Source organism: Mesorhizobium sp. B2-3-4, assembly GCF_006442315.1.
GTDB lineage: Bacteria > Pseudomonadota > Alphaproteobacteria > Rhizobiales > Rhizobiaceae > Mesorhizobium.
Window position 1 is genome coordinate 24,402 of record NZ_VFVY01000004.1, and the last position, 25,476, is coordinate 49,877.

General features: G+C 64.0%; 21 protein-coding genes. 9 read left to right on the forward strand and 12 right to left on the reverse strand.

Annotation, left to right across the window (positions count from 1 at the left end; translation table 11 throughout):
• Positions 1-22 precede the first annotated feature (22 nt).
• The 7 genes from FJ967_RS07995 to hutI all read right to left on the reverse strand — a co-directional run bounded on the left by FJ967_RS07995 (position 23) and on the right by hutI (position 15,229).
• On the reverse strand, positions 23-8,626 hold the full coding sequence (locus tag FJ967_RS07995) for a glucoamylase family protein (RefSeq protein WP_140731178.1): 8,604 nt from the start codon (positions 8,624-8,626) through the stop codon (positions 23-25).
• Between the two features lie 289 nt (positions 8,627-8,915).
• Positions 8,916-9,494: a HutD family protein gene (locus FJ967_RS08000; protein WP_140731179.1), complete on the reverse strand. Its 579-nt coding sequence runs from the start codon at positions 9,492-9,494 to the stop codon at positions 8,916-8,918.
• Between the two features lie 85 nt (positions 9,495-9,579).
• Positions 9,580-11,253: a urocanate hydratase gene (hutU, locus tag FJ967_RS08005; protein ID WP_181175706.1), complete on the reverse strand. Its 1,674-nt coding sequence runs from the start codon at positions 11,251-11,253 to the stop codon at positions 9,580-9,582.
• Positions 11,250-11,621, reverse strand: coding sequence for a hypothetical protein (locus FJ967_RS08010; protein ID WP_140731180.1), 372 nt, complete (start codon positions 11,619-11,621; stop codon positions 11,250-11,252). The genes hutU and FJ967_RS08010 overlap by 4 nt, the downstream gene beginning before the upstream one ends.
• Positions 11,622-11,643: 22 nt before the next feature.
• Complete coding sequence (gene hutG, locus FJ967_RS08015; protein WP_140731181.1) at positions 11,644-12,462, reverse strand: N-formylglutamate deformylase; 819 nt, start codon at positions 12,460-12,462, stop codon at positions 11,644-11,646.
• Positions 12,462-14,003: a histidine ammonia-lyase gene (gene hutH, locus FJ967_RS08020; RefSeq protein WP_140731182.1), complete on the reverse strand. Its 1,542-nt coding sequence runs from the start codon at positions 14,001-14,003 to the stop codon at positions 12,462-12,464. Before hutH ends, hutG begins: the two co-directional genes overlap by 1 nt.
• Complete coding sequence (gene hutI / locus FJ967_RS08025) at positions 14,000-15,229, reverse strand: imidazolonepropionase (protein WP_181175707.1); 1,230 nt, start codon at positions 15,227-15,229, stop codon at positions 14,000-14,002. The genes hutH and hutI overlap by 4 nt, the downstream gene beginning before the upstream one ends.
• 97 nt (positions 15,230-15,326) lie before the next feature.
• Between hutI and FJ967_RS08030 the strand changes: the two genes are divergently transcribed.
• Positions 15,327-16,682 carry a formimidoylglutamate deiminase gene (locus FJ967_RS08030; RefSeq protein WP_140731184.1) on the forward strand — a complete coding sequence of 452 codons (1,356 nt, stop codon included), beginning with the start codon at positions 15,327-15,329 and terminating at the stop codon, positions 16,680-16,682.
• A 5-nt stretch (positions 16,683-16,687) separates the two neighbouring features.
• The gene (gene hutC / locus FJ967_RS08035; RefSeq protein ID WP_140731185.1) at positions 16,688-17,431 is read left to right on the forward strand and encodes a histidine utilization repressor; all 744 of its coding nucleotides are present in this window, start codon (positions 16,688-16,690) and stop codon (positions 17,429-17,431) included.
• A gap of 42 nt (positions 17,432-17,473) precedes the next feature.
• Here the strand turns inward: hutC and FJ967_RS08040 are convergent, their stop codons facing one another.
• Positions 17,474-17,818, reverse strand: coding sequence for a RidA family protein (locus FJ967_RS08040; protein WP_140731186.1), 345 nt, complete (start codon positions 17,816-17,818; stop codon positions 17,474-17,476).
• Between the two features lie 221 nt (positions 17,819-18,039).
• On the opposite strand from FJ967_RS08040, the gene aztA reads away from it, so the two are divergent.
• The 4 genes from aztA to FJ967_RS08060 all read left to right on the forward strand — a co-directional run bounded on the left by aztA (position 18,040) and on the right by FJ967_RS08060 (position 21,195).
• Positions 18,040-18,861: a zinc ABC transporter ATP-binding protein AztA gene (gene aztA / locus FJ967_RS08045; protein ID WP_140731187.1), complete on the forward strand. Its 822-nt coding sequence runs from the start codon at positions 18,040-18,042 to the stop codon at positions 18,859-18,861.
• Entirely contained in the window at positions 18,861-19,736 is an 876-nt protein-coding gene (aztB, locus tag FJ967_RS08050; protein WP_140731188.1) for a zinc ABC transporter permease AztB, read from the forward strand. The genes aztA and aztB overlap by 1 nt, the downstream gene beginning before the upstream one ends.
• A 28-nt stretch (positions 19,737-19,764) precedes the next feature.
• Positions 19,765-20,706, forward strand: coding sequence for a zinc ABC transporter substrate-binding protein AztC (aztC, locus tag FJ967_RS08055; RefSeq protein ID WP_140731189.1), 942 nt, complete (start codon positions 19,765-19,767; stop codon positions 20,704-20,706).
• A 150-nt stretch (positions 20,707-20,856) separates the two neighbouring features.
• Positions 20,857-21,195, forward strand: coding sequence for a TIGR01244 family sulfur transferase (locus FJ967_RS08060; RefSeq protein WP_140731190.1), 339 nt, complete (start codon positions 20,857-20,859; stop codon positions 21,193-21,195).
• Here FJ967_RS08060 and FJ967_RS08065 read toward each other — a convergent pair.
• Complete coding sequence (locus tag FJ967_RS08065; RefSeq protein ID WP_140707314.1) at positions 21,192-21,659, reverse strand: Lrp/AsnC family transcriptional regulator; 468 nt, start codon at positions 21,657-21,659, stop codon at positions 21,192-21,194. The two genes, FJ967_RS08060 and FJ967_RS08065, sit on opposite strands and share 4 nt — an antisense overlap.
• 138 nt (positions 21,660-21,797) lie before the next feature.
• Between FJ967_RS08065 and hppD the strand changes: the two genes are divergently transcribed.
• The 3 genes from hppD to FJ967_RS08080 all read left to right on the forward strand — a co-directional run bounded on the left by hppD (position 21,798) and on the right by FJ967_RS08080 (position 23,575).
• Positions 21,798-22,913 carry a 4-hydroxyphenylpyruvate dioxygenase gene (gene hppD, locus FJ967_RS08070; RefSeq protein WP_140731191.1) on the forward strand — a complete coding sequence of 372 codons (1,116 nt, stop codon included), beginning with the start codon at positions 21,798-21,800 and terminating at the stop codon, positions 22,911-22,913.
• 63 nt (positions 22,914-22,976) lie between these two features.
• Positions 22,977-23,204 carry a type II toxin-antitoxin system prevent-host-death family antitoxin gene (locus tag FJ967_RS08075; protein ID WP_140731192.1) on the forward strand — a complete coding sequence of 76 codons (228 nt, stop codon included), beginning with the start codon at positions 22,977-22,979 and terminating at the stop codon, positions 23,202-23,204.
• Complete coding sequence (locus FJ967_RS08080) at positions 23,183-23,575, forward strand: type II toxin-antitoxin system VapC family toxin (protein WP_246675216.1); 393 nt, start codon at positions 23,183-23,185, stop codon at positions 23,573-23,575. The genes FJ967_RS08075 and FJ967_RS08080 overlap by 22 nt, the downstream gene beginning before the upstream one ends.
• On the opposite strand, the gene FJ967_RS08085 is transcribed toward FJ967_RS08080, so the two are convergent.
• Genes FJ967_RS08085 through FJ967_RS08095 form a run of 3 tightly spaced genes read right to left on the reverse strand, consistent with a single transcriptional unit; the run spans position 23,576 to position 25,443 of the window.
• Positions 23,576-24,115: a DinB family protein gene (locus FJ967_RS08085; protein WP_140731193.1), complete on the reverse strand. Its 540-nt coding sequence runs from the start codon at positions 24,113-24,115 to the stop codon at positions 23,576-23,578. It lies immediately after the preceding gene.
• Positions 24,116-24,119: 4 nt separating this feature from the next.
• Complete coding sequence (locus FJ967_RS08090) at positions 24,120-24,413, reverse strand: hypothetical protein (protein WP_140731194.1); 294 nt, start codon at positions 24,411-24,413, stop codon at positions 24,120-24,122.
• Between the two features lie 16 nt (positions 24,414-24,429).
• Positions 24,430-25,443, reverse strand: a complete 1,014-nt coding sequence (locus FJ967_RS08095; protein ID WP_140731195.1) for a fumarylacetoacetate hydrolase family protein — start codon at positions 25,441-25,443, stop codon at positions 24,430-24,432.
• Positions 25,444-25,476: the final 33 nt, after the last annotated feature.

Here is a 25,476-nt window from a genome sequence, read left to right on the forward strand (position 1 = left end):
ATGTTGATCCAACCTGTTGATTTTACGCCGGTATCTTGACCACGACCTCGGCCTGGCTGCCAGCTTTGGGTTCGAAGGACGCCGATTTCGTCTTCGAACCATTGACTTCGAGCAAGATCGTCTTGGCCTTCTTGTCGCGAATGACCTGCACCTTGATCTCCGCGCCCAGCATCTTGAGCGAAGCCTGATAGCCATCCCAGTGGCTGGGCAGCTTCGGCCGGAACGTGATCTGCTTGCCGCGCCGTTCGATGCCCAGAATGCCTTCTACCGCGGCGCGGTAAAGCCAGCCCGCCGAGCCGGTGTACCAGGTCCAGCCGCCGCGCCCGCCCTTGTTGCCGACTGCACTGTCGTCGCCGGCATAGATATCGGCGGCCACCACATAGGGCTCGACGCGGTAGTGCTCGGTCGAGGCCTCGTCGAACGCGTGGTTGACCGGGTTCAGCATCGAGAAGCAGCGATAGGCTTCATCGGTCTGCCCCATCTCCGCCAGAGCAATGACGAACCACGTCGCCGCATGGGTGTACTGGCCGCCATTCTCACGCACGCCAGGTGGATAGCTCTTGATGTAGCCGGGGTCCTTGTCCGTCTTCGAGAAGGGCGGCGTGAACAGCTTGACGATCTTGAGATGATCGTCGACGAGCAGTTTCGTTGCCTGCTGCATCGCCGTGGTCGACCGCGCCGGGTCGCCCTCGCCCGAAAGCACGCTCCAGGACTGGGCGATGGAGTCGATCTTGCACTCCTGCGACGTGCGCGACCCCAGGGGCGTGCCGTCATCGAAACTGCCGCGCCGGTACCACTCGCCGTCCCAGGCCGTGCTTTCAAGCGCCCGCTTCAGCGCATCGGCATGCTTTGCCCAGGCCTGTGCACGCTTGGTGTCGCCCTCGCTCTTGGCGACCGCGGCGAAGTCGCCAAGCGTCTTCAAAAGGAACCAGCCCAGCCAGACGCTCTCGCCCTTGCCATGCTCGCCGACACGGTTCATGCCGTCGTTCCAGTCGCCGCCAAGGATCAGCGGCAGGCCGGCTGGACTGCTGCGCTTGATGGCAAGGTCGAGCGCACGCGCGCAGTGGTCGTAGAGCGAGACCGTCTTCTTCGAGATTTCAGGGGTGAAGAAGGCGTCGTGCTCGCCTTCGCCCAGCGCCTGTCCGTCGAGGAAAGGCAGTTGCTCCTTGAGGATGGTGGCGTCGCCTGTCACCCAGAGATAGCGGGCTGTGGCGTGAGCCAGCCAAACCACGTCGTCGGAGATCATGGTGCGCACGCCGGCGCCGGTGCGCGGCAGCCACCAATGCTGCACGTCGCCTTCCGGGAACTGCCGCCGCGCAGCGTTGAGGATCTGGTCGCGCGCCAGCGTCGGATCATGCGCCAGCAAGGCCAGCGTGTCCTGCAACTGGTCGCGGAAGCCGAAGGCGCCGCTTGCCTGGTAGAAGGCCGAACGGGCCCGGATGCGGCACGCAAGGCTCTGATACGGCAGCCAGTGATTGACCATGGCATCAAGAGCCTTGTCCGGTGTCTCGACCTGGATGGTGTCGAGGAAGGCGCGCCATTCGCGCTCATTGTCGGCCAGGCGTTGGTCGAAATCCTTGCCCCGATGCTTCTGCACCAGCGCGCTCGCCTGCGCCGCGGACTCGGCATCGCCGAGAAGCCAGAGGAGCGTGACGTCGCCGCCGGCCGGAATCTCGATGTCACGGGCGATCGCCGCGCAAGGATCGTCTCCGGCCTCGACGCGGCCCGACAGGGCGGCGCCGCTCAGCACCGCCTGCGGCAGCTCGCTCGACCCGTGCCGGCCGAGGAATTCGGCGCGGTCCGTCGTGACCGAATGGATGCCGGTGTCGGCGGCAAGGAAAGCCACCCGCTCGCTGAAATCCAGCCCGTAAGGGTTTTGCGCCAGCAACGCGCCGGTGGTGCCGTCGCGGGACGGCACTATGGTCGCAGCCGTGCGCGAGCGATGCCCACCGAGCACCCATTCCGCATAGGCATAGACGCGCAGCCGCGCCGGTACCGGGCCGGAATTCTGGATACGCAGCCGCGTGATCTTCACCGGATCGATGGGATCCACGACATGGGTCAGGTCCATCGACAATTGTCCGCGCTTCGAGCGGAAGGTCGAGAACCCCTGGCCGTGCCAGGCTTCGTAGGTCATCGAAGGATCGCGCACCACCGCCGCCAGCGGGGAGAACGCCTTGCCGCTGGCCTGATCGTAGATATAGACGCCCTCGCCCGGACGGTTGGAGACCGGATCGTTCGACCATGGCGTTATCTGGTAGTCGCGGCTGTTGCGGCTCCAGGTGAAGGCTGCGCCCTCGGCCGATGTGTGGAAGCCGAACGAGGCGTTGGAGACAACGTTGATCCAGGGCTGCGGCGTGGTGCGCCGGCCGGCCAGCCGCACCACATAGTGCCGTCCGTCGCCGTCGAAGCCGCCGAAACCGTTCCACTGGCTGAGACCCGAGCCATCGGCGCTGACATCGGCCACCGCCGACGAGGCAAACGCATGCACATGTGGTGCATGCGCCGCAGTTTCGCGCGGGACCGGCAAGCCGGGCGTCTGCAGACCATCTCGCGCCTGCAGCGCTGCCGCCTCGGCCCGTTCGATCTGGTCGAAGATGGTGCCGTTGCGCGTATGCAGCACGACCCGGGCGACGGCGAGCAGCGTTTTGTAAGTGGTTTCCTCCATCAGGTCGCGGCGCACCGCGAATATGTGCTGGCGCGGACCGAGTTCCTTGCCGCGCAACCGGCTGTTTTCGCACAGCGTCTCGACCGCGCGCTGCAGGTCCTGGACATAGGACGAGGCCTGCTCGTTGACGACGACGAAGTCGATCATCATGCCGCGGGTGCGCATATATTCCTGGAAGCGCAAGGCCTGGGCGACGATCTCCAGATCGGCGACGTCGCCGATCCTGACCAGGAAGATCGGGAAATCGCCCGAAATGCTGGTCGGCCACAGGCTCGACTGCTTGCCGAGCCCCGAAGCGATGGATTCGGCCGGCAAACGCAGGAACGGATCGGGATAGATCAGATAACGCGCCAGTTTCTGCACGTTGGCGGCATCGGTCAGGCTGAGGCCCATATGGCGGGTCTGCACCTGGCTGCGCGTCCAGGCGAGCATGGCCTGGCGGGCGAAGCTTTCCTGATGGTCGAGGCGGTTTATCGCCTCTTCCAGTTCAGCGCGATTGGCCCCGACGACTGTCCAGAAGGTCAGTGATATCTTCTTGTTGGCGGGCACGCGCACCTGACGGCGCAGCGAGGCGATCGGATCGAGCGTGAATCCGGAATGGCCGCCGAGCCTGGCGCCCGGATCGAAGGCCGCGGCATCGGCGATGGTGCGGCCCCGGCCGATGAAGGCGCGCCGGTCGGTCTCGGCCTCGGCATCGCGCGCCGGCCCGGACGGATCGGTGACGAAATGCACCAGGGTGACGTCGGGCTCGCTGGTCTCGCGCTTGCGGCGCGTGGCGAAGATCGCGCCATTGTTGGCGGCGATTTCCGTTTCCACGAACATTTTCGAGAAAGCCGGATGCGCGTTGTCCGAAGCCTCCGAACCCAGCACCAGCTCGGCAAAGGACGTCACTTCGATGTGACGGTCGGATGTACTCTCATTGTAGAGGGTGATCCGGCGGCCCTCGCCATTGCCTTCGGAAATGACGATGCATTCCACCTCCGAGCGCAGCGTGCCGGCCGATTTGACGAAGCTCGCCTTGTCGTCGGAGAACAGGGTTTGGGTCTTCTCCTCGGGCGCGCGCTTTGGCTCCGCCGTTGCCGACCACCAGTCTCCAGTGCTGACGTCACGCAGGAAGATGTAAGAGCCCAGACGGTCTTCGACCGGATCGGGCTGCCAGCGGGTTACGGAAAGATCACCCCAGCGGCTGTAGCCGGAGCCGGTCGCGGTCACCATCACCGAATAGCGGCCGTTCGACATGACATTGGTCGAACGCAGCGCGCGCAAGGGATCGAGCACGATGCGGGTATCGGGGCTTTCGGTTTCGGTTTCGTCCTTGGCACGCTCGTCGGCCTCGGTGCGGACGGTGGCGGTCGGAATGTCGCGCGGCGCCCTCTCCTGCAGCAGAAGTTCGGCCGATTCGATGACCGGATCGCTGTGGAAGCGATCGCGCAAGCGGCCTTCGAAGATGGCATCAGCGACGGCGGCGATCGACATGCCCGAATGGTGGGCATAGTAGTTCAGCACGACCGCATGGTTGGTGCCTTCGGGCACGCGCTGCGGGGTGAAGTCGACCGCATCGTAGTAGCCATGCGGGCCCATCGCGCCGATTTCGCGCAGCCGGGCCAGGTTCTGCACGGCTTCACGCGGGTTGAACTGCGCCGCCAGGATGGTGGCATAGGGCGCGATCACCGTGTTCTGGCCAAGGCCGCGCTTCAGTCCGAGACCCGGGACGCCGAAATTGGTGTACTGATAGGTGAGTTCCCGGTCGCGGGCATTGTAGGCCGCTTCCGAAATGCCCCACGGCACGTTCTTCTGCCGGCCGTACTGCATTTGGCGCTTGATGATCAGCTTGCTGGTCTGGTTGAGGATGGAGCCTTGCGGTTCCTTCATCACCAGCGGCGGCATCAGATACTCGAACATCGAGCCGGACCACGACATCAGAGCGCCCTGGAAGCCGATCTCGACGATCGGGCGGCCAAGCCTGAACCAGTGCTCGGTCGGCAGGTCGCCCTTGGCGATCGCGAACAGGCTGGTCAGGCGCGCCTCGGAGGCGAGAAGGTCGTAGCAGCTCTCGTCGAGCTGATGTTCCTCGACGCGGTAGCCAATCGACAGGAGCTTGCGCTCCGGCCGCATCAGGAAGGCGAACTCCATCTCGAAGGCGAACCGGCGCGTGCGCTCGCGCAAGGTGAGCAGCTTGGCGCGCAGCGCCTCGACGGCGTTCTCGTCGCTGTGGGCGTCGTGGACATGCGCCTCGCAGGTGGCTTCAAGCCTTGCCGCCCAGTCGACGATGACATCACTCTGCGGCGATGCCGCCTCGGTGTGGATGGCGGTGGCGAGCTTACGAATTTCGCCGGCCAGCACCGCCAGGTTGATGGTGCGGATCGAGGCCATCTCCGGCTGTGCCTTGATCGTCTCGACCGCGCGCCGCATACCATCGAGGCGATCGACAAGGCGTTGACGCAACGGGCGCAACTGGCGGCGGTCGTCAGGCAGATCGTCGAGGCTTTCGCTGAGAATGGTGACGGTGTCGAGAATGCCCTCGAAATCGCCTTGCAGATGGACGGAAGGCGCTTCCGCCCATTCCGCGCAGGCAGCCGCCACCGCGACCAGGTGGCCGGCGAGATTGCCGCTGTCGACCGCTGAAATGTAAAGCGGATAAAGCGGCTTCAGCGTTGTCGTGTCGTACCAGTTGAAGAGATGGCCACGGCTGCGCGGCATGCTCTCGATGGTCGTCATGGTGGCATCGATGCGGGTGATGGCGTCGGAAAGGCTGATCCAGCCGAAATCGCGCGCCGAGACGACCGAGAGCAAGTAGACGCCGACATTGGTCGGCGAGGTGCGCGGTGCCACCACCGGCGCCGGACTCTCCTGGAAATTGTCCGGCGGCAGATTGTGGTGTTCGGCCGTCACGAAAGTCTCGAAATAGTGCCAGGTGCGCCGCGCCACGGTGCGCAGCGTGTGGATGTCGGCCTGCGATATGCGCAGCCGGTCCTCGGTCTCGGCCGAGCGGCTGATCCAGCTGGCGATCGCCGGCGAGCCGATCCAGAACAGGGCGAAGAAGAAGGCGACGAAAGCGCCGGTGGAATCGGCCAGCACCGGAATGGCAAGGCCGACAAAGCCGATGATCACGGCGCCATACATCATGCCGTAGTAGGAGCCGACATCATTGTCGCCGGCCTTGTGGGCCTGCGAGGCGGTGCGCCACTCCAGGAGGTTCTGTCGGCTGACGAACAGCCGGTAGAGCGTGCGCGCGATGGCGTCGCCCATCATCCAGGCATTGTGCGCCATCAGCACGATCTTCAGCGCCACCATGGCGGTGCCGAAGGCGACATCGCGGGCGAGCGCCGAGAAATGGCCACGCGGCGTCTGGTCGCCGCTCTTGGGCAGGATGGCGTTGACGACATCGAAGGTCGGCGCCATGAACAGGCTGAGGATCAGCAAGGCCTGCCACTGCGCGGCTTGCGTGAAAGGCAGCAAGGTCCAGCCGGCGATCGCGGCCATCACCCAGAAGATCGGCGTCAGCGAGCGGCGCAGATTGTCGACCATCTTCCAGCGCGACAGGGCCGGAACGCCGGAGCGCGGATTGAAGATGTATCCCAGAAGCTGCCAGTCGCCGCGCGCCCAGCGATGGTGGCGTGAGGCGTCCACCGAGTAGCGGGTCGGGTAATCCTCGACCAGCTCGACGTCGGTGACGAGCGCGGCGCGCGCCAGCGCGCCTTCGAGCAGGTCGTGACTGAGGATGGTGTTTTCCTCGATGCGGCCTTGCAAGGCAGCCTCGAAGGCATCGACATGATAGAGGCCCTTGCCGGTAAAGGAACCGTCGCTGAAGACGTCCTGATAAAGATCCGAAACCGCGAAGACGTAAGGATCAAGGCCGCGATTGGCCGAGAAGACGCGCTGGAAGAACGAGGCCTCGTCGCCGCTGGTAAGCGAGGCGGTGATGCGCGGCTGCAGGATGGTGTAACCGGCGGTGACGACGCGCCTGGTGGCGTCGAAATGCGGGCGGTTGAGCGGATGACAAAGCTTGCCGACAAGGCTCGACACGGCATCGCGGGTGGTGCGGGTGTCGGCGTCGAGCGTCATCACATGGACGACCTTTTCCGGCAGCGGGACTTCGAGCGGCAGGAAGGTGGTATCGCTGTCGCCACGCAGCAGGAGATCGAGTTCGTGCAGCTTGCCGCGCTTGCGCTCCCAGCCCATCCAGCAGCCTTGAGCGGCGTTGTAGAGCCGGCGGCGATGCAGGATGTAGAAGCGCGGCGCGCCCTCGGAGGGATAGCGCGCGTTGAGACGGGCGATTTCGGCGCGGGCGAAGTCGAGGATCTCAGTGTCGGCCGCATCGATCTCGACCTTGCTGTCGGGCCAGTCCGACAGCAGCGCGAAATGGATTTCGTCCGCTAGGTTGGCAAGGTAGTGGACTTCGATGTTGCGGATGTTCTCCTCGACATCGTCGCGCGAGCCGATCAGCGACGGCACGACCACCAGGGTACGCGCCTCCGGCGGCACGCCGTGCCTGTAGTCATAGCCGATCAGGCGGGTCGGCTTGAGGAACAGCGAGACCACGGTGTTGAAGAAGGCGAGCGCGCCTTCGCTGGCCGGCACGGCAAATAGGGCCAGCATCAGCACGATCGACGGCACCGACAGGCCGAGGTTGGACAGCGCGTTGCCCGACAGGACGAGCAGCAGGACGGTCAGCGCAAAGACAGGCAGGACAATGCCGAGCCATCCGGTCTTGGCGAAGGTCCGCTTGACCGTCTGGCTGATCGTGGGCCGGTAACCGATCGCCTTTTCCAGCTCCAGCCGGCGTGGGCCAACGAGGTAGAAACCGACATCGGTGTGAGCCGACGCGGCCTGGGCATCGGCCTCTTCAGAGCCGTCAGGGACGGTCTCGCCGGCGGCATGGCCGGCCAGCTCGATGGCTTTTTCGGCGACACGGTATTCCGACAGGTTCGAGCGACGCGCCAATTCCTCGATCGCAGTGCGGTATTGATCGCGCGAGAAGAAGTCGAGCGCGGCGAAATCGGTGCGCTCGCGAAGTACGGTATCGATGCGGCTGACGCCTTCGAACCACACTGTCCAATCGACGTCGTTGATCAGGCGCAGGCCGCGCACGATGTTGCCGGTGGTGACATTGCCGCTGGACAGCGTCTGATGCTCGGAAATGATGATTTCCTCGGCATCCGAGCCGGTCTTCTCGAGTTCGCCTTCCAGCCACTCCAGCGCCTTGCCGGCGTTCTGCGATCCGTCGCGCAGACGATAGAGAAGCTGGGTGGCAAAGGTGGTGTCCTGCGCGTGCGCGCTGAAATTGGCCAGGATCGCCTGCCGGTCGGGATTGTCGTCGGTCGCCAGCACCTTGTCGGCAACGTCATTGGCGATCTGGCGCATCTGGCGGGTGCGGTTGACCCTGACCGCCAGGCGCCGGAGGTTCTCGATCAGCACGAAGCGCAGCAGCGAGGGCAGTGCCCAGAGTTCGCCGATCTTCAGCGGCTCGACCGACTGGAAGCCCTGGACGATGGCTTTGAACATGGTCGCCGAGACCGAACTGTCGGAATGCGCGACATAGGTCCAGGCCAGCGCCAATGCGCGCGGCACGGTGCCGCCATCGGGCAGTTTCAGTGTCGGCAATTGCTTGTAGAAGCGGCGCGGCAGGTCGCGCTTGACCTGGAAAATGGTTTCCTCGATCAGATAGTTGTTGTCGAGCAGCCATTGCGCGGCCGGGGTTATGGTTTCCCCCCTCGCCTGCGCGGCATTGGTCGACCGGTAGACTTCGAGGATCTTCTTGGCGCTGTCGCGGATGCGGGCCTGGAAGTCGAACGGGATCAAGCCGAACAGATCCGTCAGATCGCCCTTGGCCAGGCTTTCGCCGAGCAACCGGAGCCGTTCCTCCGGCAGGTATGTCGACCTGATCGGCTCTTCCGTGATGGCCGGGAAGCTCGCGCTGGTCTTCTCGATCTGGGCTGGATTCGTCTGAATATTCATTGAAAATTCCGTAAGCGGGCGGGTCGCGGCGTCACCGCCACGGCAATGGCCCTAAAACCGGTTCAAATGCAATTGGTTGCATCAACCCCTATGCCGAAAGTTTGTTTCCGCACCACGACAGGGCGTCATCTTTCGACCAAACTCAAAGACGAGCGCCCCTCGCTCCCGTCAGGATCGATCGACGGAGAGGATTCGGGCTTTTTCGTGATGCCGCCGCCAGCTTACGCTATATTTCGCCGGCGTTGCGATCATGTTTGGAAACAGGCGGTAACCGTCGGCGCGAAACGCGTCAGAAAGCGGCCGCGATCCGGATCACGAACAGTGTCGTATCCGATGCGGCTTCAACGCGCAGAGCCAAGGCCTCCGGGCCGATCAGCAGCGCGTCGAGCGGCCCAAGACGGGCCGGCCCGGCGGCAGGGAAAACGGCTTCGCCCTTGTGGCAGAGGATGAGGGTCGAGCGGGCATTGACGGCGATGTCCATGGGCCGCGAAATGACTAGACGCTCGACCTGATGCAACATGCGGCCGCGACGGGTCATGACGTTGAGGTCGGTGATCGGGCCGGCGATAAGCGCCGCACTGGTCGGCTGGTCGGCCGGAAAGGAAAATGGCGGGCGAGCCGCCGTTAACCGCTCCGGCGGCTGGCCGGAGACATCGAGCACGATCCCCTCGCCTTCCAGCACCGAGAGCGTGCGGTCGATGCCGGCAAAGCTGGAGAACGGTCCGCTGCCTTCTACGCGGGCCATCGAGACGCGCCAGTCGAAATCGTCGAGGCCGGCGCCGTCGGGTGAGACCGATATCTCGGTCGTCGTGCCGCCGCCGTTCTTCCACGGCATGACGCGGTAGTCGGCGGCACGAAGGATGCGCATGGTTAGCCCTCCGCTATGGCTACGGGCGTTCGAAACTCGAAAAGCCGATTCCGCGGCTTTTCGCCTGCCTGCTGCCGGACGTTTCTCACCCCAGTATGCCCGGCAGGTTGAGCTGGTGCTCTTTCGCGCATTCGATGGCGATGTCGTAGCCGGCATCGGCGTGGCGCATGACGCCGGTCGCCGGGTCGTTCCACAGCACGCGCTCCAGGCGCTTTGCCGCCTCCGGCGTGCCGTCGGCGACGATGACCATGCCCGAATGCTGGGAGAAGCCCATGCCGACGCCGCCGCCATGGTGCAGCGACACCCAGGTGGCGCCCGAGGCGGTGTTGAGGAGCGCGTTGAGCAGCGGCCAGTCGGATACCGCGTCGGAACCGTCTTTCATCGCCTCGGTTTCGCGGTTTGGCGAAGCGACCGACCCGGAATCGAGGTGATCGCGGCCGATCACGACCGGTGCCTTGAGTTCGCCCTTGGCCACCATTTCATTGAAGGCGAGGCCCAGCCGGTGGCGATCGCCGAGGCCGACCCAGCAGATGCGCGCCGGCAGACCCTGGAAGGAGATGCGCTTGCGCGCCATGTCCAGCCAGTTGTGCAGATGGGTGTTGCCGGGCGTCAACTCCCGCACCTTGGCGTCGGTCTTGTAGATATCCTCTGGGTCGCCGGAGAGAGCCGCCCAGCGGAACGGCCCGATGCCGCGGCAAAACAGAGGACGGATATAGGCCGGCACGAAGCCCGGGAAAGCGAAGGCATTTTCAAAGCCTTCGTCCTTGGCGACCTGGCGGATATTGTTGCCATAGTCGAGCGTCGGCACGCCAGCGTTCCAGAACGCCACCATCGCCTCGACATGTTCGCGCATCGAAGCGCGGGCCGCCTTCTCGACGGCCTTTGGATCGCTGACGCGCTTCTCGCGCCACTCGGCCATGGTCCAGCCCTTCGGCAGATAGCCGTTGATGGGGTCGTGCGCCGAGGTCTGATCGGTGACCATGTCGGGACGAATGCCGCGCCTGAACATCTCCGGCACGATCTCGGCGGCGTTGCCGAGCAGCCCGACCGACTTCGCCTCGCCGGCCTTGGTCCAGCGCTCGATCATTTCCATCGCCTCGTCGAGCGTCTCGGCCTTCTCGTCGACATAGCGGGTGCGCAGGCGGAAATCGATCGAATCCGGGTTGCATTCGATGGCCAGGCAGCAGGCGCCGGCCATGACGGCGGCCAGAGGCTGCGCGCCGCCCATGCCGCCGAGGCCGCCGGTCAGGATCCACTTGCCCTTGAGGTTGCCGTTATAGTGCTGGCGACCGGCCTCGACGAAGGTTTCGTAGGTGCCCTGCACGATGCCTTGCGTGCCGATATAGATCCAGGAGCCGGCCGTCATCTGGCCGTACATCATCAGGCCCTTCCTATCGAGCTCGTTGAACTTCTCCCAGGTCGCCCAATGCGGCACCAGATTGGAATTGGCGATCAGCACGCGCGGCGCGTTGGAATGGGTCTTGAAGACGCCGACCGGTTTGCCCGACTGCACCAGCAGCGTCTCGTCCTCGCCCAGCGTCTTCAGCGAGGCGACGATGCGGTCGAAATCGTTCCAGGTGCGCGCTGCCCGGCCGATGCCGCCATAGACGACCAGTTCGTTCGGATTCTCGGCGACCTCGGGGTCGAGATTGTTCATCAGCATGCGCAGTGGCGCTTCGGTCGTCCAATAACGGGCGTTGAGCTTGTCGCCGCGGGGGGCGCGCACTTCGCGGATATTGTGGCGGGGATCGTTCATCATTGTCCCTTTCGGATGAGATGTGCGGGGTTGCGGTGGCCGTCGGCGCTGATCCAGGTCACCTGTTCATGCGCGGGGTCGGCGGTATCGATCGTCATGTCGTAGCAGGCCCAGGCATCGGAAGGCGGCCAGAGCGAGCAATATTGGTCGCCGCGCACGTCCCAGCGGCCTTCCTGGTGGCGGCCGTCTCTGGTGTAGGTCGTGGCGCCGCCATCATCGAATTCCTGCGACCAGTTATCGCCCTGGACATGCGCGCCTTTGAGGGCAGCCAGGATCTCGGGACCTTTCATGGCGACCTCGGCGGCAACCGCCGATGAGCCAGAGGCAGCGGCAAGCAGCGCAAGAAGAGCAGTCCTGGCAAATCCGGTCATTGCACTCCTCCCAGTCGGACTGTCAGCTTTTTGCCCAGTCGATCGCGGTTTCGAGGATGGTCTTCAGCGTCGCGCGGATCGGCGCGGCATAGGTCGCGTCGTAAGGAACCGGCCAATTTTCAGGTGATCCCTTCCCGGACGGCTCGCGCATGTAACCGCGGTTGGACAGCTCCATCTGCAAGGCATGGACCCCGGCCTGCGGCTGGCCGAAGCCGCGGGTGATCGAGCCGCCCTTGAAGCGGCCATTGACCACCCAGCTCTCTCCGGTCGCGGCGAGGATGGCAGCCACCTTTTCCTGAAGCCTCGGGTCCGTGCTCTTGCCGTCATTGGTCCCCAGGTTGAACACGGGCAGTGTGCCTTCGAAGAGGCGTGGCAACACCGAACGGATCGAATGGCAATCGTAGAGCACGATCTTTTCGTGCATGCCGCGCAACCGCTCGATCTCGGCCTGCAAAGCCGCGTGATACGGCGCAAAATAGGTCTCGCGGCGCCGGTCGATCTCGGAAGGCCCTGGCTCCTCGCCCATACGGTACAGCGGATCGCCGTCGAACGTGTCGGTCGGGCAAAGCGTGGTGGTTGCCTGCCCTGGATAGAGCGAGACGCCCGAGGGATCACGGTTGACATCGATGACGGTGCGCGAGATGGCGGTGTGGACGACAGTCGCGCCAAGGTCGGCGGCGAAATCATAGAGATTGTCGATCCACCAGTCGCAGTCGCGCCGGCCGAGCCATGGCGACACCAGCCGGCTTTCGAGGCCAGCAAGATCGATGCCGGTATGCGGGATCGACACCAAAAGGGGTGCCGTGCCGCGTGTGACGGTGAGCCAGGGAGTGGCGGTCATCACGCCGCCCCCGCAATTCCCGGCAGCGCTACAGCGCTCGCGGCCCTCACGGCCGCACCACCGCGCACCATGGCGATCGCCTTTTCCATGTCGGGATGGAAGTGGCGGTCATTGTCGAGATGCGGCACCTCGGCGCGGACCAGCTTGCGCACGGCCTCCAGCGCATCGCTCGAGGCCAGCGGCTGGTGGAAATCGCAGCCTTGCGCGGCGGCCAGCAATTCGATGCCGATCACGGCGGTGGCATTCTCCACCATGCCGATCAGCCGGCGCGCGCCATGCGCGGCCATCGAGACGTGGTCTTCCTGGTTGGCCGAAGTCGGGATGGAATCGACCGATGCCGGATAGGCCTTCTGCTTGTTTTCCGAAACGAGCGCGGCCGCCGTCACCTGCGGGATCATGAAGCCGGAGTTGAGGCCGGGCTTCGGCGTCAGGAAGGCCGGCATGCCAGACAGCGCCGGGTCGACCAGCATGGCAATGCGGCGTTCCGACAGCGAGCCGATCTCACAGACCGCCAGCGCGATCATGTCGGCGGCGAAGGCCACAGGCTCGGCGTGGAAATTGCCGCCCGAAAGCGCGGTATCGTCCTCGGCGAAGATCAGCGGATTGTCGGTGACGCCATTGGCCTCGGTTTGCAGCGTATCGGCGGCCTTGCGCAGCACGTCGAGGGCGGCGCCCATGACCTGCGGCTGGCAGCGCAGGCAATAGGGATCCTGCACACGCTCGTCGCCGACACGATGCGATTCGCGGATGGCGCTGCCGGCCATCAAATTGCGCAGAGCGTCCGCCGTTTCGATCTGGCCGCGATGCTTTCTGAGCAGATGGATGCGCGAATCGAAGGGTGCGTCCGAACCCTTGGCGGCGTCTGTCGACAGCGCGCCGGCGACCAGCGCCGACTGGTAGAGCACTTCGGCCTCGAACAGGCCGGCCAGCGCATAGGCGGTCGAGAACTGCGTGCCGTTGAGCAGCGCCAGGCCTTCCTTGGCGCCGAGCGTGACCGGCTCGAGGCCATGCGAGACGAAGGCAACCTTGGCCGGAAAACGGCCGTGCGGGGTAAAGCATTCGCCGACACCGATCATGACGGCCGTCATATGCGACAGCGGCGCAAGGTCGCCGGAAGCGCCGACCGAACCCTGTGCAGGCACCACCGGGATGACGTCGTTGGCCAGCATCGCCTCCAGCAACTCGATGGTCTGCGAACGCACGCCCGACGCCCCCTGCGCGAGGCTGGCAAGCTTCAGCGCCATCATCAGGCGGGCAACGGCGACCGGCATCGGCTCGCCGACGCCCGCGGCATGCGACAGCACGATGTTGCGCTGCAGGGTTTCGAGGTCCTCGGCGGGAATGCGCACGCTGGCCAGCTTGCCGAAGCCGGTGTTGATGCCATAGACCGGCTCGCCCTTGGCCACGATGCGCGCGACAGCCTCCGCGCTCGCCTTGATCCTCGGCCGGCAGGCATCATCCAGTTTGGGCACGGCGCCCCGGTAGATAGCGCGCCAGTCGGCCAGCGTCGCGTTGCCGGGCTTCAAGGTCAGTTCTGTCATTGTCCTCTCCAGATGCGGGCATGCAGCGGGTTGAAGCCCATGCGGTAGACGAGTTCTGCGGGGCGCTCGATGTCCCAGATGGCCAGGTCGGCGGATTTGCCCGATACCAGCGTGCCGGTCTGGCCGAGCAGGCCGAGCGCACGCGCGGCCTCGCGGGTGACGCCGGCAAGGCATTCGTCGACCGTCATGCCGAACAGCGTTGCCGCCATGTTCATGGTCAGAAGCAGCGAGGTCAGCGGCGAAGTGCCGGGGTTGGAATCGGTGGCGACCGCCATCTTGACGCCATGGCGGCGGAAGAGATCGACCGGCGGCTTCTTGGTCTCGCGGATGAAATAGTAAGCGCCCGGCAGGATCGACGCCACGGTACCGGCCTTGGCCATCGCCGCGGCGCCCGCGTCGTCGGTGTATTCGAGATGGTCGGCCGACAGCGCGCCGTAACCGGCGGCAAGGGCCGCGCCGTGCAGGTTGGAGAGCTGGTCGGCATGGAGTTTCACCGGCAGGCCAAGCGCCTTGGCCTTGTCGAAGACGCGCGCCATCTGCTCGGGCGAGAAAGCGATGCCCTCGCAGAAACCATCCACCGCGTCAGCGAGATGCTCGGCGGCGACGGCGGGTAGGATCGTACCGGTGACGAGATCGATGAAAGCTTCCTTGTCGCCCTGGGCCTCGGGCGGCAGCGCGTGGGCGGCGAGACAGGTCGTGCGCACGGTCACCGAACGTTCATCGGCCAGCCGGCGGGCTGCGCGCAGCGACTTCTTCTCATTGTCGAGATCGAGGCCGTAGCCTGATTTGACCTCGACCGTGGTCACACCCTCGGCCATCAGCGCATCGAGGCGCGGCAATGTCTGCGCAACCAGGTCGTCCTCGCTGGCGGCCCGCAGCGACTTGACCGAGGAGACGATGCCGCCTCCGGCGCGGGCCACTTCTTCATAGGTGGCGCCGGCCAGTCGCATCTCGAATTCATTGGCGCGGTTGCCGGCATAGACCAGATGCGTGTGGCAATCGATCAGGCCCGGCGTGATCCAGCGCCCCTCGCAATCGACGATATCGGCGCCCTGCCCGGCGGCAGCCGGCATGTCGGCCTCGGCGCCGGCATAGACGATGAGCCCGTCACGTGCCGCGACAGCGCCCTTCTCGACGATGCCGAGACCGGCCGCACCCTCGGCCATGGTCGCCAGGCGCGCATTGCGCCAGACCCTGAGGCCGCTCTTCCCGTTTGCTCCACCCATCATCTTTTCCATTTGATTGGATGGCGATTATGTATATACATATTGAAACGCGACGCAAGTGGTATCGTCGCCAGGGCATCGAGATCTGGAGAGGCATGTGACGGCGATCTACGCGGAACAGGCGCTGCTGCCCGGTGGCTGGCAGGCCAAAGTCAGGATCGCTTTCGATGGCGGCGGTATCACGGCCGTCGAGACCGGCGCGGCGCCACAGCCTGGCGACGAGCGTCATGCCATTCTCGTGTCCGGCATGCCCAATCTGCATAGCCATGCTTTCCAGCGCGGCATGGCAGGCCTGGCCGAATTGCGCGGTCCTTCGGCCGACAGTTTCTGGAGCTGGCGCGAGGTTATGTATCGCTTCGCGCTGTCGATGACCCCGGATCAGGTCGAGGCGGTGGCGGCGCAGCTTTATGTCGAAATGCTGGAGGCCGGCTTCTCACGCGTCGGCGAATTCCATTATCTGCACCACGACCACGACGGGCAGCCTTACGCCAACATCGCCGAGATGGCCGAGCGCATCGCGGCGGCGGCTTCGCAGACCGGCATCGGATTGACGCTGCTGCCGGTCTTCTATGCGCATTCGTCCTTCGGCGGCGCGGCGCCGAATGAAGGCCAGCGGCGATTCATCAATGATGTCGAACGGTTCGGTCGTTTGCTTGAAAAGAGTCGCGAAGGCGTTCGTTCTTTGAATCAGGCCGTCGTCGGCGTCGCGCCGCACAGTTTGCGCGCCGCGACATCGGATGAGCTCAACGCGGTCGCCGCGATGGCACCCGACGGTCCGATCCACATCCATGTCGCCGAACAGGTCAAGGAAGTGGAGGACTGCATCGCCTGGTCGGGCAAGCGTCCGGTCGAATTCCTGCTGGCCAATGCGAAGGTAGACAAGCGCTGGTGCCTGATCCACGCCACCCACATGACCGAGGCGGAGACCATCGCCTCCGCCAAAAGCGGCGCGATCGCCGGGCTTTGCCCGATCACCGAGGCCAATCTGGGCGACGGCACGTTCGCCGCGCCGCTGTTCATCGAGCATGGCGGTCGATTCGGTGTCGGCTCCGATTCAAACGTGCTGATCGGCCTGCCGGACGAGCTCAGGCAGCTCGAATATTCGCAGCGCCTTGCCCATCGCGCCCGCAACGTCCTGGCGCGTGCCGGCGGCTCGACGGGACGCGCGCTGTTCGACGCGGCGCTCGATGGCGGCAGCCAGGCGCTCGGCGCCGGCCCCTCCCGGATTGCCGCCGGCGGTCCGGCCGACTTCGTCTCGCTCGACCAGAACCATCCCTCGCTTGCCGGCAAGGCGGGCGATGCGATCCTCGACAGCTGGATCTTCGCCAATGGCAGCACGATCGATTGCGTGTGGGTGCATGGGAAAAGACAGGTCAGCGGCGGCAGGCATGCCAGGCGTGACGCGATCGCCGAGCGATTCCGCAAAGTGATGATGGCGCTTTCACAGGGCTGAACCTCATGAGCCTGATCGAGACGGATGTCGAAGGCGGCGAGAGCATCTCGCTGCATCAGCGCATCCTCTCGGACATCAGGGAGAAAATCCTGTCCGGCGCCTGGCCGCCCGGATATCGCATTCCTTTCGAGCATGAACTGACGGCCGAGTATGATTGCTCACGCATGACCGTGAACAAGGCCCTGTCGCAGCTCGCCAAGGCCGGGCTGATCGAGCGGCGCCGCCGCTCGGGCAGTTTCGTGCGCCAGCCGCAATCGCAAGCGGCGGTCCTGGAACTCCACGACATCCGGATCGAGGTCGAGGCGCTCGGCCTGCCCTATCGCTACCAGCGGCTGGAACGCCTGCAACGGCGCAGCAACGCCCAGGACCGGGCGCTGCTTGGGCTGTCCGCCGCGGGTTCGGTCCTGCGGCTTGAAGGGCTGCATTTCGCCGGCGAGCGGCCGTTCGCCCTCGAGCAACGGCTGATCAATCTGTCGGCCGTGGCCGAAGCCGCAGAAGAGGCGTTCGTCGAGATCGCGGCCGGTCCCTGGCTGATAGGCCGTGTGCCCTGGAGCGAAGCAGAGCACCGCATCCGCGCGATGGGCGCCGACGACAACGTCGCCGACGCGCTGGACATCGATCCCGGCGCCCCTTGCCTGGTGGTCGAGCGCCGCACCTGGAGCGCCGAGCACCCGGTCACCCATGTGCGTTTCATCTATCCCGCGGAGAGCCACACGCTGGTGGCGCGGTTCACGCCCTCGCAGGGGTAACGCCTCTCCTTCTCCCCTTGCGGGAGAGGGAAAGTCGGTGCCTTACAGCGCCGCCGTGACGATGATCTCGACCAGATATTCCGGGCCGGCGAGCTTGGCTTCGCCGGTGGCGCGGGCCGGCGTATGGCCCTGCGGCACCCACTTGTCCCACTCCGAATTCATTTCGGCGAAGGTGCTCATGTCGGCCAGCCAGATGATGGTCTGCACGATCTTGGTCTTGTCGGTACCGGCCTTGGCCAGCAATTCGTCGATGGTCGCCAGAATATCGCGGGTCTGCGAGGCGACGTTGCCGCCGGGCTCGCCGACCTGGCCGGCCAGATAGACGGTGTTGCCGTGAATGACGATCTGGCTCATGCGCGGGCCAACATCGATGCGACGAATGCTCATTTCAGAGGTTCCTTCCTTTGTGGTCGCGCCTCTTTAGAATCCATGTCGGTTCCGGGCAAGGCCGGCGGACACGAAACCAATTGAGCCAATTGTGTGGCCCCTGCCCTTTGGCAAACACGGCGAGTTGACCGGCGGCGACACAATTTCGCCGGACGGCCATGTTGACTAATGTAATAACATCACATATCGACAGCGCACCGATTTAGCGGACCGTCCGAACGATGAATGCCTGCCTGACCTTCCGTGACCTGACGCTGGGCTATGGCAGCCATCCAGCGATCCATCATCTCGACGGCGCGATCCGCAAGGGGTCGCTGACGGCCGTGGTCGGGGCCAATGGTTCCGGCAAGTCGACGCTGATGAAGGGTATTGTCGGCGTGCTGAAGCCAATGGCCGGTGAAGTCGTTCGCGCGCCCGGCGTGCGGACGGCCTATCTGCCGCAGCAGTCGGAACTCGATCGCTCCTTCCCCGCCCGCGTCGTCGACCTGGTCTCGCTTGGCCTGTGGCCGAAGCGCGGCATGCTTGGCCGCTACACAAGGGAAGATCGCGACGCGGTCAGCCAGGCGTTGATGGCCGTCGGCCTCGGCGGCTTCGAGAAACGGCCGATCGACACGCTGTCTGGCGGCCAGTTGCAGCGTACACTGTTTGCCCGCGTGCTGTTGCAGGACGCCGACCTGATCCTGCTTGACGAGCCCTTCAACGCGGTCGACGCCAAGACGGTGGGTGACCTCATCGACCTGATCAAGCGCTGGCACGGCGAGGAGCGCACCATCATGGTGGTCGTCCATGACCTCGATCTGGTTCGCCAGAATTTTCCCGAAACATTGCTGCTTGCCCGCCAGCCGGTTGCCTGGGGCGAGACCCGGGAAACGCTGAAGCCGGAGAACCTGTTGCGCGCGCGCCGTTTCCACGAAGCCTGGGAAGAAAACGCGCCCTGGTGCGAGCCTGACAGCCACGGCCATGATCACGATCATCATGACCATGCGCATGGGCATCATCACGATCACGACCATGCTCACGGCGCCGGCCCGAGGGCCGCCTGATGGATGCGCTCTACGGTCTTTTCATCGCGCCATTCGCCGATTTCGGCTTCATGCAGCGGGCGCTGTTCGGCTCGCTGATGCTGTCGCTTGGCGCCTGTCCGATCGGCGTCTTCCTGATGCTGCGGCGCATGAGCCTGTCAGGCGATGCGATGGCGCATGCCATCCTGCCGGGGGCCGCCGCCGGCTTCCTGTTCTATGGCCTTGAAATCCTGCCGATGACCATCGGCGGCCTGATCGCCGGCGTCATCGTGGCGCTTGGCGCCGGCGCCGTCTCGCGCTTCACCATCCAGCGCGAGGACGCCTCGATGGCGGCCTTCTATTTGATCTCGCTCGCCATCGGCGTACTGATGGTGTCGATCCGCGGCTCCAGCGTCGACCTCATGCATGTGCTGTTCGGCACGGTGCTGGCGCTCAACAACGAGGCCCTGATCCTGATTGGCGGCATCGTCGCGGTGACGCTGGCCTGCCTCGCCATCTTCTGGCGGGCGCTCGTTGCCGAATGCCTGGATCCGCTGTTCCTGCGCTCGGTCAGCCGGATGGGCAGCCCGGTGCATTTCATCTTCCTCGGGCTCGTCGTGCTCAATCTCGTCGGCGGCTTCCAGGCGCTCGGTACGCTTCTGTCGGTCGGGCTGATGATGCTGCCGGCAGCGGCGGCGCGCTTCTGGACGGCGCGTGTCGAGCCGATGTGCGTACTATCGGTGCTGATCGGCTTTGCCTCCTGCGTTGCCGGGCTGCTTTTGTCCTACCACGCGTCGCTGCCTTCCGGCCCGGCCATCATCCTGTCGGCCGGGGTCGTCTATTTCGCCTCGATCCTCTTTGGCACACGCGGCATCCTGCGTGCGCGCATCATCCATCACCGTCACAGAACGGCCTGATCCCCGCCCCTCGAAAGGAGAACCGCTTATGCTGAAATCGATCCGTGCCGCCCTGGCGGTGAGCGTTATAACATTAACAACCCTTGGCGCATCGCCCGTATTCGCCGCACCGCTGAAAGTGGTCGCCAGCTTCACCGTCATCGCCGATTTCGCCAAAAATGTCGGCGGCGACCGGGTCGACATCACCACGATCGTCGGGCCGGATGGCGACGCCCATGTCTATGAGCCGAGCCCGGCCGACGCGGTCGCCATGGCCAAGGCCGACATCGTGCTGGTCAACGGCCTGCATTTCGAAGGCTTCCTGCAGCGGCTGGTCGACGCCAGCGCCACCAAGGCCTCGATCATCACCTTGACCAAGGGCGTGACGCCGATCGATTTCAAGCCCGAATTCGCCGACGCCGACGCGGCCGAGGGCGCCGGCACCGGTGGCGGCAAGACGGTCACCGATCCGCACGCCTTCCAGTCGATCGCCAATGCCAGGATTTACGTGAAGAACATAGCCGAGGCGTTCTGCGCCGCCGACAGCGAGGGCTGCGTCTCCTACCAGACCAATGCCGCCGCCTACACCAAGAAACTCGATGCGCTGGAAGGCGAAGTGAAGGCCGCGATCCAGTCTATCCCGCAAGCCAAGCGCGTCGTTATCACCTCGCATGACGCGTTCGGCTATTTCGAGCACGAATACGGCCTGACCTTCCTCGCTCCGCAAGGCATCTCGACCGATTCCGAACCCTCGGCCGCCGATGTCGCCAAGCTGGTCGAGCAGGTCAAGCAGGACAAGGCGGCGGCGATCTTCGTCGAGAACATCACCAACCCGCGCTTGATCGAGCAGATCGCCAGCGAGACCGGCATCAAGGTCGGCGGCACGCTCTATTCTGATGCGCTGTCGCAGCCCGACGGTCCGGGCTCGACCTATATCGACATGATGCACAACAACATCCGCCAGATCAAAGGCGCCATACTCGGCAGCTGAATTTGGCCTGCTGTCCAACCGGGCCGTATCGGCCCGGTTGGATTTTCCGGCGCGCGATGTCTATTTGGCAGAGAATTCCGTTTGATGCGGATTGCCGCCCCCCTCCTGGAGTGGCAAGACTGCCGTCAAAGAGATCGCGAGGACGACACCATGGAATACCGCCAGATCAGCGAAGACTATTCGGTCTCCGGCCAGATCCAGCCCGAGGACGTCGCGGCCATCAAGGCCGCCGGCTTCAAGAGCGTCATCTGCAACCGGCCTGACGATGAGCACCCCGGCCAGCCCCCGGCGGACACGCTCAAGGCGGCAGTCGAGGCCGCGGGTCTCGCCTTCCGCTATATCCCTGTCATCAGCGGCCAGATCACGCAGGCGAATGTCGACGACCAGGCCGAGGCGCTCGACGAACTCGACGGTCCGGTTTTCGCCTATTGCCGCTCGGGTGCGCGCTGCACCAATCTGTACGGGCTGATCCAGCAGGCGAAGGGTTAGATCGGCAACGCACCGGTCTCCTTCAGCGTTTCCAGCACGATCGCCGTCTTCACATGCTGCACGGATTCGTGCGGCAGGAGCACGCCATTGACAAACTCGGACAGGGATTTGAGGTCGGGCGTCACGACCTTCAGGATATAGTCCATCTCGCCGGTCAGCGCGTGGGCTTCCTGAACCTCGGGCAACCTGGCCACCAGTTCGCCGAAGCGGCGCGCATTGTCGCGGTTGTGGGTGGCCAAGGTTACCGAGATGACATTGACCAGGGAGAAACCGAGCCGGTCGCGGTCGAGCACCGCGCGGTAGCCTTTGATGAAGCCATCCTCCTCCAGCCGCTGGCGGCGGCGCGAGCATTGTGATGCCGACAGGTTCACGCGCTCCGACAGATCGTTGTTGGTGAGGCGCGCATCGCCCTGCAGAAGTGCCATTATCTTGCGATCAAATTGATCGATGCGCGCTTCATCCATGTTTTTATCCCTCATCATGCATGCTTCACGCATGAGATGACCATTTCAAGCGTTTGAATGCAAGCACCATGCGCCGGCTCCGCGCTATCATGGTTTCAGATGGCCTTTTGCGCCCAAACGCGATTCCGGAGGAATATCATGGGTCCCTTCCCGCACGACGCCCCACCCGCCACGATCAGCAAGGACAACCCCGCCGGCACCGACGGTTTCGAGTTCGTCGAGTTCGCGCATCCCGAGCCGCAGAAGCTGGCCGAGTTGTTCACCCGCATGGGCTATGTGGCGGTGGCCAGGCATCGGACCAAGGACATTACGGTCTGGCGCCAGGGTGACATCAACTATGTCGTCAACGCCGAGCCCGGCTCGCACGCGATGAAGTTCGTGGAAAAACACGGGCCCTGCGCCGCCTCGATGGCCTGGCGGGTTGTAGACGCCAGGCACGCTTTCGACCACGCGGTCTCGAAGGGCGCCGTCCCGTATGAAGGTGACGACAAGGCGCTCGACGTGCCGGCGATTGTCGGCATCGGCGGCTCGCTGCTCTATTTCATCGACGCCTACGGCAAGAAGGGTTCGGCCTACGATGCCGAGTTCGAATGGCTCGGCGCGCGCGACCCGCGACCGCAAGGGGTCGGCTTCTATTTCCTCGACCACCTGACGCATAATGTCTATCGCGGCCAGATGGACAAATGGTGGGATTTCTACCGCAATCTGTTCGGCTTCAAGCAGATCCACTTCTTCGACATCGACGGCAAGATCACCGGTCTTGTCAGCCGCGCCATCACCTCGCCCTGTGGAAAAATCCGCATTCCGCTCAACGAGTCCAAGGACGAGACCAGCCAGATCGCTGAGTATCTGAAGAAGTACAATGGCGAAGGCATCCAGCACATCGCCGTCGGCACGGACGAGATCTACACAGCCACCGACAAGCTTGCCGAAAACGGGCTGAAATTCATGCCCGGCCCGCCCGAGACCTATTACGACATGTCCTATGACAGGGTGAACGGCCATGACGAGCCGATCGAACGGATGAAGAAGCACGGCATCCTGATCGACGGCGAAGGGGTGGTCGACGGCGGCATGACCAAGATCCTGCTGCAGATTTTTTCGAAGACCGTGATCGGTCCGATCTTCTTCGAATTCATCCAACGCAAGGGCGACGAAGGTTTTGGCGAAGGCAATTTCCGCGCCCTGTTCGAATCGATCGAGCAGGACCAGATCAAGCGCGGCGTGATCAAGGTGGACGACAAGGCGGCATAAGCGTTCCAACTTGTTTGCGGAGCGACCTCTTATGACCTAAATTCTGGTCATAAGAGGTCGCATATGAACATCCCAATGGCGAAGGCGAAGGCTCAGCTCTCCGAACTGGTCAAACGTGCCCAGGCTGGCGAAAAGATCAATCTGACGAAGCATGGAGAGGTTGTCGCAACCTTGAGCGCTCCCATTCGGGCTGGCGGGAGCGAAAGCCTGTTTGGCGCCTTGAAGAACCAAATCTGGATATCAGACGATTTTGATGAACTCGGTCCCGAATGGGACGAGTATATCAAATGAGACTCAGATATCTGGTCGACACCCGCATTCTTCTTTGGGTGCTCAACGCGGATTCTCGTCTCTCGGAACACCATCGCGACATTTTTCTTTCGGGGAAGGATGTCACCATCAGCGCCATCTCGGTGGCTGAGATCGCCATCAAGAAGTCGCTTGGCAAGATCGCGCTCACCGCCAACATCGTCGACGTTCTGCGATCAAATGGGATGCCAATCCTTGGCGTAAACGAACTTCATGCCGCGAGGCTCGAGTATCTGCCGCTCCATCATCGCGATCCGTTTGATCGCCTGCTCATCGCACAGGCCCAAATTGAAGGGCTGACCCTGGTCACCTCGGATCGGCATTTTTCAGCCTATGACGTTGCGCTGGCTTGATTATTCGAGCCCCAGTCTTTCGACCTCCGCCTTCCTCAGCTTGATGTCATAGTCGAGCAAAAACTCATCCAACTGCGGCGGCGGAACGGACGTGCCAGACAGCATGGCGTGCACCTGGCCGCGATGATGGATGTCGTGCAAGAAGACATGGGCGAGGATGTCGCCGATCCGTTCAGGGATCATGCCGTCCTCGCGCCGGTCGTTAATGACGCGGCGGTCGAGATCGGCCTCCGACAAGCCCTCGCAGAAGGCGATCAGGCGACGGTCGGCCGCGACCTGGGCGGCAAACAATGCCTGTGGTTCGTCGAAGGGCACAAAATCGTCATGCGCCGCAGCCCCGACACCGCCTTCTTCGAGAAAATCCAGATAGAGATGATCCACCGCCAGGATGTGATTGAGCGTTTCCCTGATCGACGGGAAGAAGCTGGTGCGTTCGGCTTCGAATTCGCCTGGCTCAAGCGCGAGCACCGCACGATAGAGCCGATCGTTCGACCAGAGGTTGTTCCCGGCCATGCGGCGCATATGATCAAGCAGCGTCACGACGTCACCCCGCGGAACGAGCCAGGCTGAGGCCTGCCGCCATCACCGCGAAACCGGCCAGTACCACCAGCAGCAGGATGTTCATGCGCCGCCGCATGGCCTGCGTTTCTTCATCCCGGGCTACATTCATATTGGTGATGGTGTGGAACATCATCGCCTTGCGCGGATAACCGCTGCGGTTGGTCAGATCGGGTGAACGCGCCTCGATGCGGTAGCTCAGCCGGATCGCAAGGATGAACACGGCCAGTATTGCGATCGCCCAGATACCGGCCAGCAGATAGAGAGCCTCGCCCGTCATTCCCGTATCCCCTCGTCTATTGGCCGTACTTCTCGACCTTCTGCTCGATGGCGCCGAAGATCGAATGGCCTGATTTGTCCTTCATTTCGATGCGCACCGTATCGCCGAAGCGCAGGAACGGCGTTTTGGGTTCGCCATTCTCGATCGTCTCGATCATGCGCAGTTCGGCGACGCACGAATAGCCCGCGCCGCCCGCCGAAACAGGCTTGCCCGGTCCACCGTCGAGCTTGTTGGAAACGGTGCCCGAGCCGACGATGGTGCCGGCGACCAAAGGCCTGGTCCGGGCCGCGTGAACGATCAGCGCCGGGAAATCAAATGTCATGTCGACGCCGGCATTGGCGCGGCCGAAAGGCTTGCCGTTGAGGTCGGCGAGCAGCGGCAGGCTGACCTTGCCGCCGTCCCAGGCATCGCCCAGTTCATCCGGTGTCACCGCCACCGGCGAAAAGGCCGAGGACGGTTTGGACTGGAAGAAGCCAAACCCCTTGGCGAGTTCTGGCCCCGTCAGCGTGCGCAGCGTCACATCATTGACCAGCATGACCAGCCGGATGGCGGCCCGCGCCTCATTGAGGCTGGCGCCCATCGGCACGTCGTCGACGATAACGGCGACTTCCGCCTCCATGTCGATGCCAAAGGCCTCGTCGGCCATGCGGATCGGATCGCGTGGGGCGATGAAACTGTCCGAGCCACCCTGATAGATCAGCGGATCGGTCCAGAAACTTGCCGGCATCTCGACACCGCGCGCCTTGCGCACCAGTTCGACATGATTCACATAGGCCGAGCCGTCCGCCCATTGATAGGCGCGCGGCAAGGGCGATAGCGCGTCATGCTCGTGAAACCGCGCCGCCGGCATCGCATTGTTCTCCAGCGATTCCGCTATCGTCGCGAGATGCGGCGAGATCCTGCGCCAGTCATCGAGCGCCGCTTGCAGCGTACGCGCCAGGAACGAGGCGTCGGTATATTGCGTCAGGTCGCGCGAAACGACGACGAGTTTTCCGTCGCGCGTTCCATCCTTCAATGTGGCAAGCTTCATGCGTTTCCCTCTCCTTGTGCAGCTTTCACACTG